Annotated in this window: 18 protein-coding genes; 7 read left to right on the top strand and 11 right to left on the bottom strand. The window is 34.6% G+C overall.

Annotation, left to right across the window (positions count from 1 at the left end):
- Positions 1-83: 83 nt before the first annotated feature.
- The 8 genes from resA to BAU23_RS04705 all read right to left on the bottom strand — a co-directional run bounded on the left by resA (position 84) and on the right by BAU23_RS04705 (position 6007).
- Positions 84-605, bottom strand: coding sequence for a thiol-disulfide oxidoreductase ResA (resA, locus tag BAU23_RS04740; RefSeq protein ID WP_000742204.1), 522 nt, complete (start codon positions 603-605; stop codon positions 84-86).
- A 106-nt stretch (positions 606-711) separates the two neighbouring features.
- Positions 712-1440, bottom strand: coding sequence for a 23S rRNA pseudouridine(2605) synthase RluB (gene rluB, locus BAU23_RS04735; protein ID WP_000440549.1), 729 nt, complete (start codon positions 1438-1440; stop codon positions 712-714).
- Between the two features lie 289 nt (positions 1441-1729).
- A complete protein-coding gene (spmB, locus tag BAU23_RS04730; protein ID WP_000029515.1) occupies positions 1730-2260 on the bottom strand; it encodes a spore maturation protein SpmB in 531 nt (176 codons plus the stop codon).
- On the bottom strand, positions 2257-2853 hold the full coding sequence (spmA, locus tag BAU23_RS04725) for a spore maturation protein SpmA (protein ID WP_000247803.1): 597 nt from the start codon (positions 2851-2853) through the stop codon (positions 2257-2259). The genes spmB and spmA overlap by 4 nt, the downstream gene beginning before the upstream one ends.
- A complete protein-coding gene (locus tag BAU23_RS04720; protein ID WP_001252604.1) occupies positions 2846-3970 on the bottom strand; it encodes a D-alanyl-D-alanine carboxypeptidase family protein in 1125 nt (374 codons plus the stop codon). Before BAU23_RS04720 ends, spmA begins: the two co-directional genes overlap by 8 nt.
- 112 nt (positions 3971-4082) lie before the next feature.
- A complete protein-coding gene (locus tag BAU23_RS04715) occupies positions 4083-4997 on the bottom strand; it encodes a superoxide dismutase (RefSeq protein WP_016129018.1) in 915 nt (304 codons plus the stop codon).
- A 106-nt stretch (positions 4998-5103) separates the two neighbouring features.
- Entirely contained in the window at positions 5104-5595 is a 492-nt protein-coding gene (locus tag BAU23_RS04710) for a YpuI family protein (protein WP_016129017.1), read from the bottom strand.
- 22 nt (positions 5596-5617) lie between these two features.
- Positions 5618-6007: a hypothetical protein gene (locus BAU23_RS04705; protein ID WP_016129016.1), complete on the bottom strand. Its 390-nt coding sequence runs from the start codon at positions 6005-6007 to the stop codon at positions 5618-5620.
- A 186-nt stretch (positions 6008-6193) separates the two neighbouring features.
- Between BAU23_RS04705 and mprF the strand changes: the two genes are divergently transcribed.
- Entirely contained in the window at positions 6194-8779 is a 2586-nt protein-coding gene (mprF, locus tag BAU23_RS04700) for a bifunctional lysylphosphatidylglycerol flippase/synthetase MprF (protein ID WP_000010885.1), read from the top strand.
- Positions 8780-8783: 4 nt separating this feature from the next.
- Here mprF and BAU23_RS04695 read toward each other — a convergent pair whose 3' ends face one another.
- On the bottom strand, positions 8784-9578 hold the full coding sequence (locus BAU23_RS04695; protein ID WP_000232585.1) for a hypothetical protein: 795 nt from the start codon (positions 9576-9578) through the stop codon (positions 8784-8786).
- Positions 9579-9753: 175 nt separating this feature from the next.
- Between BAU23_RS04695 and deoD the strand changes: the two genes are divergently transcribed.
- From deoD to BAU23_RS04675, 4 genes are all read left to right on the top strand, one after another.
- The gene (gene deoD, locus BAU23_RS04690) at positions 9754-10461 is read left to right on the top strand and encodes a purine-nucleoside phosphorylase (RefSeq protein ID WP_000110707.1); all 708 of its coding nucleotides are present in this window, start codon (positions 9754-9756) and stop codon (positions 10459-10461) included.
- Between the two features lie 201 nt (positions 10462-10662).
- Positions 10663-12480: a sensor histidine kinase gene (locus tag BAU23_RS04685; protein WP_016129015.1), complete on the top strand. Its 1818-nt coding sequence runs from the start codon at positions 10663-10665 to the stop codon at positions 12478-12480.
- A 107-nt stretch (positions 12481-12587) separates the two neighbouring features.
- Positions 12588-13118: a tyrosine-type recombinase/integrase gene (locus tag BAU23_RS04680; protein ID WP_000806230.1), complete on the top strand. Its 531-nt coding sequence runs from the start codon at positions 12588-12590 to the stop codon at positions 13116-13118.
- Positions 13119-13239: 121 nt separating this feature from the next.
- A complete protein-coding gene (locus BAU23_RS04675; RefSeq protein ID WP_001094855.1) occupies positions 13240-13434 on the top strand; it encodes a DUF3924 family protein in 195 nt (64 codons plus the stop codon).
- A 144-nt stretch (positions 13435-13578) separates the two neighbouring features.
- Here BAU23_RS04675 and BAU23_RS30780 read toward each other — a convergent pair whose 3' ends face one another.
- The gene (locus tag BAU23_RS30780) at positions 13579-13704 is read right to left on the bottom strand and encodes a hypothetical protein (RefSeq protein WP_001117482.1); all 126 of its coding nucleotides are present in this window, start codon (positions 13702-13704) and stop codon (positions 13579-13581) included.
- Positions 13705-13746: 42 nt separating this feature from the next.
- Positions 13747-14592 carry a DUF72 domain-containing protein gene (locus tag BAU23_RS04670; protein WP_016129014.1) on the bottom strand — a complete coding sequence of 282 codons (846 nt, stop codon included), beginning with the start codon at positions 14590-14592 and terminating at the stop codon, positions 13747-13749.
- 161 nt (positions 14593-14753) lie between these two features.
- Between BAU23_RS04670 and BAU23_RS04665 the strand changes: the two genes are divergently transcribed.
- Together BAU23_RS04665 and BAU23_RS04660 are read left to right on the top strand one after the other, a co-directional pair.
- Positions 14754-16004 carry an ATP-binding protein gene (locus tag BAU23_RS04665; RefSeq protein ID WP_000937266.1) on the top strand — a complete coding sequence of 417 codons (1251 nt, stop codon included), beginning with the start codon at positions 14754-14756 and terminating at the stop codon, positions 16002-16004.
- A gap of 309 nt (positions 16005-16313) precedes the next feature.
- On the top strand, positions 16314-16861 hold a 548-nt coding region (locus BAU23_RS04660), incomplete at its 3' end, for a collagen-like repeat preface domain-containing protein (RefSeq protein ID WP_116733273.1).

Below are 16861 nucleotides of genomic sequence, written 5' to 3'. Positions count from 1 at the left end.
CTAACCTCGAGTTACCGCAATACTCAGAATTTTTAAACCGAAGGCGCTATAGGTAAGCACCTCTTATGTAAAGGCTTTCTTTATTACGGAGTAATCTTCTTTAAATATCCTTCTAACTGTTCTTTCGTTTGTTCACCTATAATTTGTTCGACTACTATTCCATCTTTATCAATCAAAAAGCTTGTCGGTAATGGTCCTACCCCATATGTGCCTATGATTTTTGTTCCTTTATCAATAGCAACTGGGAATTTCAAATCATATTGTTTCACAAAGTTCTTAACAGCAATATCCGTTTCATCTGCATCTAACGCAATAATTTCAACGCCTTTTTCTTTATACTTTGGATATAGTTCATTCATATAAGGCATTTCTTTCTCACAAGGTTTACACCAAGTGCCCCAAAAGTTTAAAAATACACCTTTTCCCTTTAAATCTTTTAATTCAATTTTCTTTCCTTCTAAATCTGTCACAACAAAGTTGGGTGCTTCTTTTCCAATTTGCATTTTCTCTTTATCAGCAAAGAATCCTTGATAAAGTGTAAATCCTACAGCACCGCTTAAAATGAGCAGAATAATAACGCGAAATAATAAGCGATTTTTTTTCATATTACCTCTCCTCTCCTCGGTAAATGATATGTATTCTCTTCTGTAAATGTTGTATTGAATAAATCACCAGCAGAGTACTCCACTGGTGAAATTTTAACTCTATAACTTATCTTGGCTTTGTAGAAGCAAGTGCGCGTAATTGTTTCACCTCATGAGGTGTCAATTCTCTCGCATCACCAGGTCGCAGACTTCCTACTTCTAAGAAAGCATAACGTTCACGCTTTAATTTTACTACTTTACAGTCTAACGCTTCAAACATACGACGTACTTGACGGTTACGTCCTTCATGAATCGTTAATTGTACAATTGCCGTCTCTTTACGCTTGTCCCAAGAAGTAATTTTCACATTTGCTGGTGCTGTTTTCCCGTCTTCTAACATAACACCTCGCTCTAACATGCGAATTTTCTCACCTGTTAATGGCCCTTTAATTTTTGCAACATATGTTTTTTCAACTTTATATCTCGGGTGCATTAATACATTGGCGAAATCTCCATCGTTTGTCATCAATAATACGCCAGACGTATCATAATCTAAACGCCCGATTGGGAATAAACGTTGTCTGATTTCAGGGAAAAAGTCTGTTACAACACTTCTTCCTTTATCATCTGATACACTCGAAATTACACCAGTTGGTTTATATAGTAAAAAATAAATAGGTTCTTCTTTTTCAAGAGGGATGTTATTTACTTCTACTTTATCTTGAGGAGTTACTTTTGTTCCTAACTCCTTCACTATTTTCCCATTAACTTTCACTTTTCCTTGCTGAATTAATTCCTCAGCCTTTCTTCTCGATGCAATACCTGCTTGCGCAATCACTTTTTGTAATCGTTCCATTTCTTTTTTTCACCTCGAATTTATCTTACCTTACATTAGAAAGACTTGGCAACCGCATACGCTTTACGGCTATTCGCTCCTTCTCACTTAAACAACATAGCGATGATAATAAACATATAAAGGGCAAATCATGTTTTTACCCTTTATTATTGTCCATATTTTTCATATTTCTCACAATAAAAGTTCATCATTTTGTCAAAAATACCGCATAAAAAAACCACTATTAAACTACACGTTAATAGTGGTCGTATACGTATTATAAGCGAAATAGCGCAAAAAATGAATAGCATTACTGAAACAATAGAGAAACAAACACAATCGAGCAAATAATTCCGATTAAATCTGCAAAAAGTCCTACCTTTAATGCGTCTCCCATTTTTCTAATACCAACAGCCCCAAAGTATACTGTTAAAATATAAAAGGTCGTATCTGTGCTACCTTGCATCGTTGAAGCTAATCTTCCAATAAACGAATCTGGCCCATATGTAGCGATTAAATCAGTCGTAATACTTAAACCAGCAGAGCCAGAAATCGGACGAATAAGTGCAAGTGGGACAATTTCGGCTGGTACATGAATTAAATCTAACATCGGCTTCATTACCGATATCATCGCATCTAGAGCACCCGATGCCCGGAAAATAGAAATAGATACAAGCATTCCTACCATAAACGGCAAAATGGAAACTGCAATTTGAATTCCTTCTTTTCCGCCCTCTACGAACGATTCATACGTCGGAACTTTCTTTATCGTGCCATATAAAAGGATAAAACCAATTACACAAGGGATTACCCATAATGAAATTGTATTTACAATACTCATTTTTTCCGCCCCTTTCTACTCCTTCTTCGGTAAAAATAGCGGTCAATCCAAATTGCTCCGATCATCGATAACACTTGTGCTATAAATGTTACGCCAACAATTTCAGTAGGATTTGCTGATTCATAGGTCATTCGAATCGAAATGACTGTAGTAGGGATTAAAGTAATAGCTGATGTATTTAATGCTAGAAACGTCACCATAGAGCGACTGGCCGAATCCTTCCCTCCATTTAACTCTTTCAGTTGTTCCATCGCTTTAATACCAAGAGGGGTTGCTGCATTACCAAGTCCAAAAAAGTTCGCCATCATATTTGATAGAATAAATCCCATTGACGGATGATCCTTCGGTATTTCTGGAAACAATCTTTTTACTATCGGCATAAAAAGTGTAACTAACTTTTTTAACAACCCTGCTTCCTCTGCAATTTTCATTAAGCCAAGCCAAAATACTAAAACGCTAATAAGTCCAATACAAATCGTTACCGCATCTTTTGACCCTTCAAATACAGCTTTAGTTACTTCTTCCATCGTTCCGTTTATCATGGCATACACAATCCCTATGACCGCCATCGCTGCCCAGACGAGATTAACCATCTATCCCAACACCTATCATATAAGAAAAGATTTCTTTTACGTTATTCCAATACATTCCCGTTGTAGCTACTAACTTTCGTTTACTGTAAAACAAATTACGTTCTCCAACTTTCTCATTTCCTACATAAATTTCGGTCTTTCCAATCTTTACCCCATCCGTAAGTTTTGCACTTTTATCGAGCTCAACTTTTAATAACACGCTTTTTCTTTCCTCTTCAGTTAAAGGAACAGAAAAACTATTTTTCGTATAAACATGATTGGCGTATTTCTTTTCATTTATTTCAGCTAACGCTCCTTGTCCTAAAACTGTAGTTTGCTTGAAATGTTCAAAACCTTTGTCAAACAAATTCATATGATCATCCCAATCACTAGAAGCACTCAAAGTTACGACAATTAAATCTAGTCCATCTTTTGAAGCTGTTGTAACAAGTGTCCGTCCTGCTTTCTTCGTAAAACCTGTCTTTCCTCCTGTTGCAAATTCATAATAAGATGTCACAAGCTTATGTTTATTTTTCCATGGATAATCCCAAGAATCTGATTTATACGTTTTTGTTCCAAAAATTTTCTTAAAGGTCTCGTTCCCCATTGCATATTTCGTTAATAATGCCATATCATAAGCCGACGAATAATGCGATCCATCCCCATCCAAGCCATGCGGGTTTGAGAAGTGCGTATCTTTCATTCCGATTTCTTTCGCTTTTTCATTCATTAAATATACGAACCCTTCTATACTCCCTCCCACATTTTCAGCAATTACTTGTGCTGCATCATTACCTGATCTAAGCATTAACCCGTAGACTAAATCTTCTAACTTCACTTTTTGTCCAGGTTTTAAATAAATTGCTGATCCTTCTACTCGTACTGCTTCATTACTAACCGATACTAGTTCTTTCATTTTTCCTGATTCAGCAGCTAACAATGCTGTCATAATTTTTGTTATACTAGCAATTTTTTGTGGCTCATGTTCTAATTTCCCATAAAGTACACGACCAGATTGCTGTTCCATTAAAACTGCGTTACGAGCACTGACACCACCGTTCAATTTTGCATATGTAGGAATCGGCATAACACTTGCGTACATTATAATTAGCGTAATTATTATACAAATTCGTCTCATATTTCCCCCCACGTCCTTTTGGCACTTTTTGTACAAGTGTATGCTTGGCCTTTTAAAATATGAACGAAATCTTCCTTCCACCTCCAATAAAAAAGACGCATGGGATATGCGTCTAATACGGCGTCCATTCAATTTGCTTTGCACTTCCAAATCTCTTTTCTACATCAGGCCAATTTACAACATTCCACCAATTTTTAATATATTCATCTTTTCGATTTTGATATTGTAAATAATACGCATGTTCCCATACATCAAGTACAAGGAGTGGTATCGTATCCCACTGTGTAAACAATTGATGAAGCGTGCTTTGCAAAATTTCTAACCTTCCTGAACGGGGTACCCATACAAGAATCGCCCATCCTGAACCTTCCACTTTAGAAGCGGCTTCCGTAAAATGCTTTTGAAAACGTAAAAAACTTCCGAAATCTTGCTCAATTTGTTGTGAAAAAGCCCCTCTCGGACTTCCACCACCATCTTTTTTCATGTTATTCCAAAATATCGTGTGTAAGTAATGACCTGATCCATGAAAAGCTGCTTCTCTTTCCCAATGCTTAATTAAATCAAATTGATTTGTTTTTCTCGCTTCTTCCATCATCTTCTCTGCTTTATTTAATCCTTCCACGTAACTACGATGATGTTTATCATGGTGTAACATCATAATTTCTCGTGAAATGTACGGTTCTAACGCATTATATGGATAAGGTAATGGCGGGAGTGTATGCCCCCCAATCGGAACAGCTCGTTCGCTATCCCCTCTTTCACATAGTTCATATTCCTCTCCTTCTTGCACAAATACTTCCTGTAAATGGTGTTGAATATGTTCTACATCATCACTTATTTCATACATAAACTCGGCATCTGTGTCGTATTCATGCTCTTTCATACGCTCTAATAACGTTTGAATTTTATAAGCAAGCATATGGACATCATACACTTCCATTGCACGGCTATCTAATACTTGAAGAACACTTTCACACCAGCTTTCTACTTCATGAAAGTAATCTGTAAATACACCTTGCTGACTCATGTCACACCTCCTTGATGCTATTCACTTTAACTATATTCAATTAAAATCCCTTATATAACTGGACAAAAGGAAAAGAAGCTAAGTGTCCTTAGCTTCTTTTCCTTAATTAATATTTGTGCAGCATTTTTGTTTGATAATCTGTCTCATAATATTCTAGTTCTTCACGCATCAATTGAAATTTCCCTTCTAAATCCTTCATCATTCGTTCTATAGATCCAGGTGGTGTTTGCTGAAAAACAATAGAATTTTTCCCTGTATAAGCGGAACGACTATTTTCATACCAATGATCATTCTTTGGCGAAAAAAACTCTGCAATTACTTGATGATAAATCTTATATAAAACTTTTTCAGCTGCTGTCTTTCGAAATGGCTGGCTATTCAGCAAAACAAAACATGCATCAAGTCCTTCTTCACAAAAAACAAGAAGTCTTCTTATTGACCCTAATATCCCTTTATAATATCGCTCGTTTCCTGTTGGTGTTTCCTCCAATAAAGAAGGTAACGTATGATAATTTACATAATTAGTTATTAAGGAAATAACATCTTCTAAAAATATAGAAACTTGTTCTGTTTGATTTTCAACCATCAAATTAGACATGGCTTCTCTCTCCTTTGCCGTTTTACGCTATTTCTACTCTTTTATTTTTATGTAATTCAGCTAATATTTCTTGTACTTTCACCACTGTTCCTTCGTCAAAGTATCGTTGAAAGTCTGTTACTTCATTGAGATACAAGCGCTTCTGCGCGCGTAGCTCTTTATTGTTCACTAAACAAGCGATTGCTACAATATCTCGTAAATATACGTCTTGTTCTTCTACTTTATAAACTGGATTTCCTTCAAAAGGGGTAATTTCTTGTAATATTTCTTCAAAATATCTAACATATAAGACAGAAAAGGTTTTCTCTTGATTATTTAATACATATGTCACTTCAGATCTATTAAAAAAATCTTCTGATGTATTCGGTTTTGCTTTTTCTAACTCATATCCTGCATAACCTATTATAATCATCAACTTCCCCTCTCTTCCTTCTTCCACCTTATTTTAACCTAATTTTCTGATAAACGAAATATTCTTTTAAGTATAACCTATATAAAAAATAGCTTCCCTATACAGGAATTTACCTTTTTATTTTTCTTGAAGTTTGTCATAATAATATTATTGTCTCAGTTTTCTTACACAAGGAGAGTTGTATTTATGTCGTTTTCATGGAAACGTTTCTTACAAATCGGGAAAATACTCTTCCCATTTGTTGTCTTAACAATTGTTTTCTTTCAGGCCAAAAAAGAATTAGCAGGCATTTCTTTTTTAGAAGCGATTGAAACAATTAAAAACATTCCAACTGGTGGAGTATTTTTAGCGATTACACTCGGTGCATTTGCCGTTTCAACAATGTTCTTTTATGACTTTGTTATGCTTCGTTACTTAAAAGCCGATATACCTGTACAAAAGATTTTCCGCATCTCATGGATTGCAAACACTTTAAATGGATTTATCGGTTTTGGTGGTCTTGTTGGTGCTGGTGTACGTACAATGTTATATCGTCCGCATATAAAAGATAATGGAAAACTTATTAAAAGCATTGCTTGGATGACAACCGCTTTTATTAACGGATTAGCCATTCTTTCGTTCCTCGGCCTTATTGGAATATTAGACACTAGTTTTATTCTGCATGAAAAACCGTGGTTATGGCCTGTTCTTATCTTCTTTGCTCTTTTCGTTCCTATATATATTGGATTTTCTAAAATTAAAAATAGAAAAACAAAACAGCTAGACGGACAAGAGGATGAAGAAGAAGAGAAAAATCCAACTGTTTTATATTCATTAGTTTCATTAGTTGAGTGGGTATCTGCTGGTATCGTTATGTACGTCATTTTAATATTGTTTGGAATTGATATTGAATTTCAAAAGTTTTTAGGTGTTTATGTAATTGCAGCCTTAGCCGGTGTCGTAAGTCTTGTCCCTGGTGGCCTTGGTTCATTTGATCTTGTTTTCATAACTGGACTCGGACAATACGGCATTGATACAGGTGTATTACTACCTGCTATGTTATTATATCGCCTTGTCTATTACATCTTACCATTCTGCCTTGGTCTCATTTTTGCAGCCTTTGAAATGACAGGAGCAGCCATTAAAAAAATTGAAGATAAACCATTTATTGCACCTGCATTAGAAACAACTGGTGTAATTTGGACTTTACAACGTGATTTTCTAGGGAAATTAGGTTCATGGGCATCCGCCGCTTTAACAGTCTTCGCTGGCTTGATGGTTATTCTATCAACAATATTACCAACTAGTATTAACCGAGCTCACGCCTTACATATTTTAGCTCCCAAGCACCTTATTCAATTTTCTTTTAGCTTATCATTAACATTCGGTATTCTCCTCCTGATTCTTTCGCGAGGAATATATTACGGAACAAAGCGTTCTTACTATATGACGATTGTTTCTTTAATTGGAGCAGCAATCTTTAATACCCTAAAAGGAATTGATATTGAAGAAACCTTTATTTTATTAATCGTACTTGCTGTGTTGTATATGCTTCGTAAAAGATTTGTGCGCGAGAAAATGGAAGTCTCTCTTTCTGATATCGTAAAAGTATTTATCTTCTTATTGCTTACGTTATATTTATATAAAAACTTAGGCATTTTATTTGCAGGCGCAAAAGAAGCATTCCAACCCGATTTTGTCGTTCGAAATATTACACAGGTTAAACGAAGTGCATTAGCAGCCGCCTTTTTCGTTCCCACTTTTTTACTTATCGGTTCACTAATTGCCAATCGTTATCGTAGTGAATTTCCCGGGCAACCAGCTAATGATAAAAGGTTAGAAAACTTCTTAGAGGAACATGGCGGGAATGTACTTAGTCATTTAGGTTTTTTAGGAGATAAACAGTTCTTCTTTAGTAGTGATGGAAAAGCACTTCTTCTCTTTTCAATTACTGGGAAACGTCTTGTTGTACTTGGTGATCCAATTGGTGATCCATCCTCCTACCGTACTGTGTTACAAGAATTTTTAGCTGAAGCTGATCGATTTGGGTATATTTGCGTATTTTATCAAATTGAAAGTAAATGGATGAGCTTATACCACGATTTCGGCTATAACTTCTTTAAACTTGGCGAAGAGGCTGTCGTTGATTTAAATACGTTTACAATAACAGGGAAAAAACGTGCTGGTATGCGAGCTACTTTCAACCGTTTTGAACGAGAAGGTTATACATTCTCTATTCATGAGCCACCATTCTCAGACGAATTATACGAGGAATTAAAGAAAGTGTCTGATGCTTGGCTTGGCGGAAAAAAAGAAAAAGGATTTTCACTTGGGTACTTCGATCGTGAGTATATTAGCCGTGCCCCTATCGCTACTTTATCTGATGCAGAAGGTAAAATAATTGCCTTTACAACCTTTATGCCAGTATATCAAAATGGCATATTATCTGTTGATTTAATGCGTTATTATCCAGACGCTCCTAGCGGCATCATGGATGCAATTTTTATCCACCTGTTCCACTGGGCAAAAGAAAATGAATACCATTCCTTTAATATTGGTATGGCACCACTCTCAAATGTCGGTTTATCAACGCAATCGTTCTGGTCTGAACGAGTTGCCGCTGCAATATTTAATAACGTTCGTTACACATATAGCTTCAGCGGTTTACGACATTTCAAAGAAAAATACAAACCTGCATGGAGTGGAAAATATTTAGCATTTCGAAAGAATCATTCTTTACCAATTACAATGCTCTCTGTAACAAAGTTAATAGGAAAAAGAAAAAACAGCTAAGTACTTAGCTGTTTTTTCTTTTTTGCACTTGTATACTAAACTCTTTTGTATACTTCTTACCATTTATATAGAAATCTCCCCATATTTTATATGTTCCTTCTTCAGGAAATGTAATTCTATATTGTAATTGTTCATCCGTATCAACAGGAATGGCGTATAAAAAATGCTCCCTCGTCTCCTCAACGATATAAAGAGCGTTGACTTCACCTCTCCCTGAATTTAATTTCAGCTTTTCTCCCTTTTTCGCTTGAAACTGAAATGTTAATGTTGTTGCCTCATTCGGGTGTAATGCACCAAATAAAAGAGACACTTGATGCTCTCCTATATTTTTTGTAAGTACAGTATCAACAGGTAGTTTCTTTTTATTCTTGTCCTTGTTTTTCTCCTTTTTTTCTTCACCAAAATTTTTCTCAGAAAATGATTCTACGGACTTGTTTTCATCTTCATACAAAAATATCGTGTACTCTTCACCTTTCGCTACATCTGAAGAAAGCTTATACGATCCATTTCCAGCAAATATAGGCTTCGTTTGTTGTATGTTTTTCAAATTCCCATCTACTATCACTGCTCGAATTTGATCGTTCACACCACGAACTTCATTATTCATTTTATTTAGCAATTGAAACGAAATATCGGCTTTTTCATTTCCCTTTTTATTTTTCACATCCCATTTCACTTCTTGAACATCTCCGGTCGTTTCTACAGTTTCTTGATATTTTTTTATGTAAAATCCTCCTGCCACAATAAGTACTAGTGCAATAAGCCCAATGACAAGATTTTTCAAAATATCACCTACCATTTTTATTGTCTCTATCCATGCAAAACCTCTTAAGTATATATTCTAGATGATGATTCATGAAATCCTCCTATTTTGTACACATTACAAATATTAAAAAGGTTTTGATTGACAGGATTCGTAGTGTATAATGCAAATGATATTGATTTCTATCAATACATAATAAGGAGGACTTTTCATGAGTGTACATATTGAAGCAAAACAAGGCGAAATCGCTGAATCTATTCTATTACCTGGTGATCCATTACGTGCAAAATATATTGCTGAAACATTTTTAGAGGACGTTACTTGCTATAATAACGTGCGTGGTATGTTAGGTTTCACTGGAACTTATAAAGGAAAACGCGTATCTGTTCAAGGTACAGGTATGGGTGTTCCTTCTATTTCTATTTATGTAAACGAATTAATCCAAAGCTACGGAGTTAAAAATTTAATTCGCGTTGGAACTTGCGGTGCCATTCAAAAAGACGTAAAAGTACGTGACGTTATTATTGCGATGACGGCTTGTACGGATTCTAATATGAACCGTTTAACATTCCCTGGTTTTGATTTTGCACCAGCTGCAAACTTTGACCTTTTAAAGAAAGCTTACGATGCTGGGACTGAAAAAGGCTTACACGTTCGTGTTGGTAACGTTTTAACAGCAGATGTATTTTACCGTGAAAGCATGGACATGGTTAAAAAACTTGGAGATTACGGTGTACTAGCAGTAGAAATGGAAACAACTGCTCTTTACACATTAGCAGCTAAATACGGTGTAAATGCATTATCTGTATTAACGGTAAGCGACCATATCTTCACTGGTGAAGAAACAACATCTGAAGAGCGTCAAACTACATTTAACGAAATGATTGAAATCGCTTTAGATGCAGCAATTCAGCAATAGTACACTAAAGAACTCGTCATACGTCTGGCGAGTTCTTTTTTATGCTACAATACTTCGACAGTCACCGCACCTTCTCTTTATGTGACTTTCTATAAAAAACTACTTTAGAGAGAGACAGATTTCTCCCCTCTACTTTTTTGTAACCTTTGTTATAATTAAGAAATCATTTAAATTACAGTATTTTTCATACGAGGTGAAACAGTGAAGAACAGAAGCATCGTCTTTAAACTATTTTTATTAACGTCAACTTTATTTACAATTATATTTCTCCTTTTTTTCCTTGGACAATCTCTATTTTTAGAGAAGTTTTATATTAATAAGAAAGTAAAAACCGTTCAAACGGCTTTTGAAAAATTCGTAGATAATTACGAAAAAAGCGCCCAAGACTTTGAGGACACTAGAAAATTAAAACAAGAATTTCATGATAAAACAAATGCTGAAATCCAATTTTTAGATTCTAACGGGATTATTAAAAGTGATTACAGTTTTTCCATTGATGTGATTAACCCTAAAAATAATAAAACCTATTCCATCCCCCTTAACAACCTTTTAACACCTGAAGAATATAATAAATTCGTAAACTTAGGATTAAAAAAAGATGGAATAATTTATGTAGACGGACTACTCCGACCGAATGATATAATAACACCTCAAGAATTAATAACTAATAATACTAGATGGATAAATGAACAATTCAATTCAGATTTTCAATCCATTAGTGGTAATCCATCTAAAAATAAACTTAAAAATCGATATGATAATACGGGTTCTCCAATCGAGTTCACTGGGATAATATCTAAATTACAGCTTCCTTCCAAGACTGAGATTCGTCTTGCAAAGGATTTTGAAACATTACAAGCTGTTCAATATTTTGCAAGAACTATTAGGCAAGGTACTTCTAATTCAAATCAATTAAACACGTATATTTTAGATAGTGGGGAAAATATAAAAAACAGTGTCTTTGTAAAGCCTATTATGAAAAACGGAGAAATTAAGGAATACGCTTTTGCGATAGCATCTTTACAACCTGTTAATGAAGCGATGCTCGTTTTAAAAGATTATTATGTCTATGCCTTAATTATCGTGTTTCTCGTTATTATTTTGTTATCCTTCTACTACTCAAAAATCATCGTTAAACCATTAATTAAGATAAATCGCGTTACAAAAAAAATGGCCAACTTTGATTTTAGCGAGAAGTTACCTGTTGCAGCAGATGATGAAATTGGTGGATTATCAGGTAGTATTAATACACTCTCTGTAAATTTAAAAGATCGAATCGACCGATTAAATGTTGCCAATACAAAATTACAACAAGATATTGAACGTGAACGTCAATTGGAAAAAACGAGAAAAGAATTCATTTCTGGTGTATCTCATGAATTAAAAACACCGCTTAGTGTTATTCGTAGCTTCGCTGAAGGTATACAAGATGGCGTAAGTAAAGATACGACATATTATACAAATGTTATTTTAGAAGAAACAGAAAATATGAACAGGCTTATTGTTGAAATGTTAGAATTAGCAAAACTTGAATCTGGTACGTACAAACTAGAAATGTCGACATTCTCAATCGGTGAATTAATTCAACAAGTCTATACAAAATTATTATTTAGCATGGAGGAAAAACATTTACAAGTGGACATCCACGCTGACTCTTCTCTATTTGTTAAAGCAAATCGTAGCCGTATTGAGCAAGTAGTTGTGAACTTGCTTAGCAATGCAATTCGATATACTCCAGATGGTGAAAGAATACACGTCTCTGTTGTAGAAACGGAAGATACAGTGAAAATCGAAATTGAAAACACAGGCAATCCTATTCCAGAAGAAAGTCTTGAAAAAATTTGGGATCGCTTCTACCGTTTAGATGCTTCTCGTAGCCGTCATACTGGAGGTACCGGCCTTGGGTTATCTATTGTAAAAAACATTTTAGACTTACACCGCGCTGAATACGGTGTGTATAATACAACTAATAGTGTTGTATTTTATTTTAATTTACAAAAAGTAAAAGAAGTCAAATAATTTGTCTTAATTTCACTAGGAGTTCACATGAAATTCACACTCTCCCTTTATAGTTAGAAACAAGTTAATCCTTTCCTTTACACATACAAAAGAGGAGAGTGCGTGAAATGAAACAAGCAGGACAACCAATTCAAAACGAAAAACAATTAGAAACTATCAAAAATATACTTTTACAATCTTCGAAACGTGATGGCTTATTATTCGTATTAGCTGTAAATTCTGGCTTGAAAGTAAGTGAAATCTTACAATTAAAAGTTAGTGATGTAATTGATGAAGACGAAAATGTTCGCCATTCCATTTTATTTTACAATGAAAAAGTAAAGAAACATAAATGGTTTGCTGTAAATGAAGACTTACAGCACGCAATCGAAGACTACATGAAAGAACGTAAAACTTGGAAACGTAATGAGCCATTATTAAAGTCTCAAAAAGGGACAAAGTCTATTACGAGACAGCATGCATGGTACATTTTAAACAAAGCTGCAAAAGAAGTTGGATTAGAAGGGATTAGCTCACATACACTTCGAAAAACTTGGGGCTATTGTGCATACAAATCAGGTGTTGATATCGCATTTTTACAACACTTCTTTGACCACAGTACTCCATCAAAAACTTTAAAGTATATCGGTATTGCTTAATAACTCTTATACATAAAAAAGGTTACCATTTATAAATCTGGTAACCTTTTTTATGTTTCATATTCTCTTTTCTTGTCTCTCCTATACTGTAGTGGTACTCTAATAGTAAGGGGGAGAAATTATGAACACATTAACAATTGAATTACCGAAAGAAACGGCTGAAAAACTTGATTTATTAAAGAAAGCTTATCAAAAGAAAACGGGTGCTACTATTTCTGAAAGCACTCTCGTTCAAACACTTATCTCAAAGGAATTTATCCAAGCGATAACTCCTTTTGATTTACAACAAATCATCAATGGAAAAGAACAGCAGTAATTGCTGTTCTTTTTTTATTACTATTTAAAATATAAAGTGAAGGCGTTTACGGGCAGCGGGGCTCCCACCTAACTTCTTTGCTCCAGCCGAATTTTGAGGTAGGAGTTTTACTGCCCACAAATAGCAGGATAAAAAGTTTTTTACTTATTTTCCGAAAAACCATTGACAATGATAATGATAACCATTATCATTTATTACGAAGCCAACAATTGATGAATCAACCAAACGCTCAGTAACATTGTTACCCCTCTTTTTCATATAGAAAGGCACTGTACATTCCCCCTGTTTGTACAGTGCCTTTCTTGTTTATCATCATTCAAACAAATTTAATTGCTCAGGCTTCGGCTCACCATATGTAATGTTCATCAATTTCATAAGCTGTTTCGCATTATCCGCTGCATCTCCGCCCGAATTATTGTTAAATAGTACATATATGCCCTTTGTCTTCTTTTTTAATTGCTCTAGTCTCTCTACCCATTCTTCTAGTTCTTTATTGTTGTAGCGATATAAACAGCGAACCGCTCTCCAATTTTCCCCTTTATCCAGCCAACCATGAACATTTCGGCCATGAAAACGTAATAACGCCATGTCCGAGTTTGTTGCCTCTAATACAAGTGGTACTGATCCTATTCCTGCCTGAGGCTCATCGCAAATTGTATGAATCCATTTTTCTTTTTCTAAAAACTGTAACGTCTTATCTCTCATTTCTGGATAAAACCATGTTTGATTTCGAAATTCTATTGCACACGGTAAATCTTCCATTTTTTCTTTCGTGTATCGAAGTAAATCTACATTCTTCACTTTACAATCAAACCATGGTGGATATTGAAATAAAATCATTTTTAATTTATTCGCTTCTATTAAAGGAAGAATGGATTGTTTATACACATCAAACATCTCATCGAACGTAGAAAAAGGGATTTCCCCTTTCATATGTCCTGTCATTCCTTGATAGGCTTTTACTATAAAAGAAAAATCTTTCGGCGTTTCCATCGCCCATTTTGTATAATTCCGCGCAGGTTGCATCGCATAAAATGAACTATCTACTTCCACAATGGGAAAATGTTCACTATAAGTTCGCAATTTATTTCTATTTTCATAGGGATTTATATATAAAGAATCATGATCTCCCCATCCCGTTACTCCAATAAAAAGCAAACGAATTCCTCCCTTCTCAACTTCAGCCTACACTCATTCTATATTACTTCACAAAAATACCATCCGACCAATTTCACAAAGTAGCTCTTTCTTTAAGAGTATCCGTATAAAAATATGATATACTAAATGGAAGAATTTTTAAATTGAGGGGTTATTTATTTATGCTTCCAAACGATGGTATTGTATCTTATGAAAAACGAATAGAAGAACTAGAAAATAAAGTGCGGTTATATGAAGAGCTTGTGAATCAATTACCACATCATTTCACATACAAAAATCCACATATTGGTTTACAAATAAAGAAAACGAGAACGACTCATTCTATTCAAAACATACAAAAAGAGAATAAAAAGGCTGATTTTCAACTTACTTGCGATTCATTATTTTTATTTGAACAACTTGAAACATACTTTGTTCATATTTTTGATGCTTTTTCACATCATGTCACCTTTGTTGATAGTAAAGGAAATATAACTTTATGTAATCAAGCTGCAGCAGATGATTTTGGTGTAGTACGAAATGATATAATTGGAAAGCCAATTCAACAATTACTAAACTTGCCAGAAGAACAAATTAAAGCGATTGAAACATTAAGAACAGGAACAGAAATATATAATGAAGAAGTGTTAGACAAAAACTATGGTATTTTAAACAATCGAATTATTCGGGATTATAACGGAGAGATTTTTAGAGTTATTAGTGTCTTCCATTATTTAAACACAGAACGTGATGCAGAAAAATTTTCATTAGCAGGACGAATCGCAGCTGGGATTGCTCATGAAGTACGAAATCCCCTTACAACGGTACGTGGGTACTTGCAATTTCTACAAGATAGCGTTTCTCCATCCAATAAAGAATTGTTTAAAAGTCTACTCATTCCTGAACTAGATCGTGCAAATAGTATTATCACAAAATTTTTAGCCATTTCAAAAACGCGTGAATTTACTAGAGAACCTTTTCGGATCAATACGTTTTTACGCGAATATATTCAACAACTACTTGCTAGTGAAGTTTTTTTGCACAACATTTCTATTGACTATGATTTTTCTACGGAATTAGATGGCGTACTCGTCAATATTGATCGCCATGAACTCGTGCAAGTTTTTTTAAATTTATTTCAAAATGCTGTCGATGCTCAAGGTGAAGAACCTCTTTCTATTCAAATTACTAGTTATCGCTTAGATAATTTTGTTCGTATTACTTTCAAAGATAATGGAACCGGCATTCCTCCAGCTATTCAAGAATATATATTTGATCCGTTTTTCTCTACAAAAGACTCAGGAACGGGACTGGGATTATCAGTAACGAAGAAAATTATTCAAAATCATAACGGTACATTAAAAGTTTCTAGTGATCACAGTGGGACAACTTTTACAATATCTATCCCCTCGTTGCCCAAAAGAGATAATTAAAGTGTCGATAAACAAAAACAGTGGGGGCAGTTAAAAACTGCCCCCACTGTTTTTGTTTAACTCATCATTTTCCTAAAAAACTATACAAAATGAAACTTTAATCAGCGTTTTTTGCATCTCCTACTGCTGATTAACCCTAACTAATCAGCCTTTTGCTAGATAGAAATCCTTCAATCTCTTTAATTCCCCTTACTAAGTAGGTAAAACCCTTATTTTTTTTGAAATAGTAGTTTGTCCATCACGAATTTAGTTTTATTTTCATTTTATTATATTGAGACTATTTATTCTATAAAAGAAAGGAATGAAAAGATGAACAATAAAAATAGAGGGAAAGTATTCTTCGGTAACGATTGTTGCGAAGTCCGTGCTTGTAGTTTTATTAACATCTCTAAATCTGAACTTAAAGAATTTATTAAAATCCTTCAAGCTCTTGGACAAAATATTAAAGATATATTCCAAAATCCTTCCCAAAGTAATATTGATAAACTTATAGCTACCCTAGATAATCTACAAAAATTCCTCAAATGTTTAGACTTATCACCTGCACAAGAAAAAATCGGAACTTCTATTATTACTCACCTATTAACTATTCTAAAAACAAAACCTTTCTCGTGCGGAGCATTATACGTTGAACTACAAAGCCTGCTTAATTTTTTACTGTATATCGCTAAGTTATTTAAAGTTAATTGCTGTACTATAGACAAACTTATTAAGCTGATTATAGAAATCCAAACCATTTTAGTTAAATATGGCTCTGGTTGCCTTGGTGGAGGCGCTACTGGCGCTACCGGTGCTACTGGTGCTACCGGTGCTACTGGACCTCAAGGACTTCGTGGCGTTACTGGCGCTACCGGCGC

It is taken from the genome of Bacillus nitratireducens, from assembly GCF_001884135.1.
In the GTDB taxonomy this organism is placed as follows: domain Bacteria; phylum Bacillota; class Bacilli; order Bacillales; family Bacillaceae_G; genus Bacillus_A; species Bacillus_A nitratireducens.
Note: the sequence above shows the minus strand (reverse complement) of the source record. Positions and strands in the feature narration are given on the sequence as shown.

What these genes read in the sequence shown, in the direction of transcription:
- BAU23_RS04695 (WP_000232585.1), bottom strand. Translation starts at nt 9,578, where the DNA reads ATGGTAGGTGATATTTTGAAAAATCTTGTCATTGGGCTTATTGCACTA.
- BAU23_RS04720 (WP_001252604.1), bottom strand. Translation starts at nt 3,970, where the DNA reads ATGAGACGAATTTGTATAATAATTACGCTAATTATAATGTACGCAAGT.
- BAU23_RS04710 (WP_016129017.1), bottom strand. Translation starts at nt 5,595, where the DNA reads ATGTCTAATTTGATGGTTGAAAATCAAACAGAACAAGTTTCTATATTT.
- rluB (WP_000440549.1), bottom strand. Translation starts at nt 1,440, where the DNA reads ATGGAACGATTACAAAAAGTGATTGCGCAAGCAGGTATTGCATCGAGA.
- BAU23_RS04675 (WP_001094855.1), top strand. Translation starts at nt 13,240, where the DNA reads ATGAACACATTAACAATTGAATTACCGAAAGAAACGGCTGAAAAACTT.
- deoD (WP_000110707.1), top strand. Translation starts at nt 9,754, where the DNA reads ATGAGTGTACATATTGAAGCAAAACAAGGCGAAATCGCTGAATCTATT.
- spmB (WP_000029515.1), bottom strand. Translation starts at nt 2,260, where the DNA reads ATGAGTATTGTAAATACAATTTCATTATGGGTAATCCCTTGTGTAATT.
- BAU23_RS04715 (WP_016129018.1), bottom strand. Translation starts at nt 4,997, where the DNA reads ATGAGTCAGCAAGGTGTATTTACAGATTACTTTCATGAAGTAGAAAGC.
- resA (WP_000742204.1), bottom strand. Translation starts at nt 605, where the DNA reads ATGAAAAAAAATCGCTTATTATTTCGCGTTATTATTCTGCTCATTTTA.
- BAU23_RS04680 (WP_000806230.1), top strand. Translation starts at nt 12,588, where the DNA reads ATGAAACAAGCAGGACAACCAATTCAAAACGAAAAACAATTAGAAACT.
- BAU23_RS04705 (WP_016129016.1), bottom strand. Translation starts at nt 6,007, where the DNA reads ATGATTATAATAGGTTATGCAGGATATGAGTTAGAAAAAGCAAAACCG.
- spmA (WP_000247803.1), bottom strand. Translation starts at nt 2,853, where the DNA reads ATGGTTAATCTCGTCTGGGCAGCGATGGCGGTCATAGGGATTGTGTAT.
- BAU23_RS04665 (WP_000937266.1), top strand. Translation starts at nt 14,754, where the DNA reads ATGCTTCCAAACGATGGTATTGTATCTTATGAAAAACGAATAGAAGAA.
- mprF (WP_000010885.1), top strand. Translation starts at nt 6,194, where the DNA reads ATGTCGTTTTCATGGAAACGTTTCTTACAAATCGGGAAAATACTCTTC.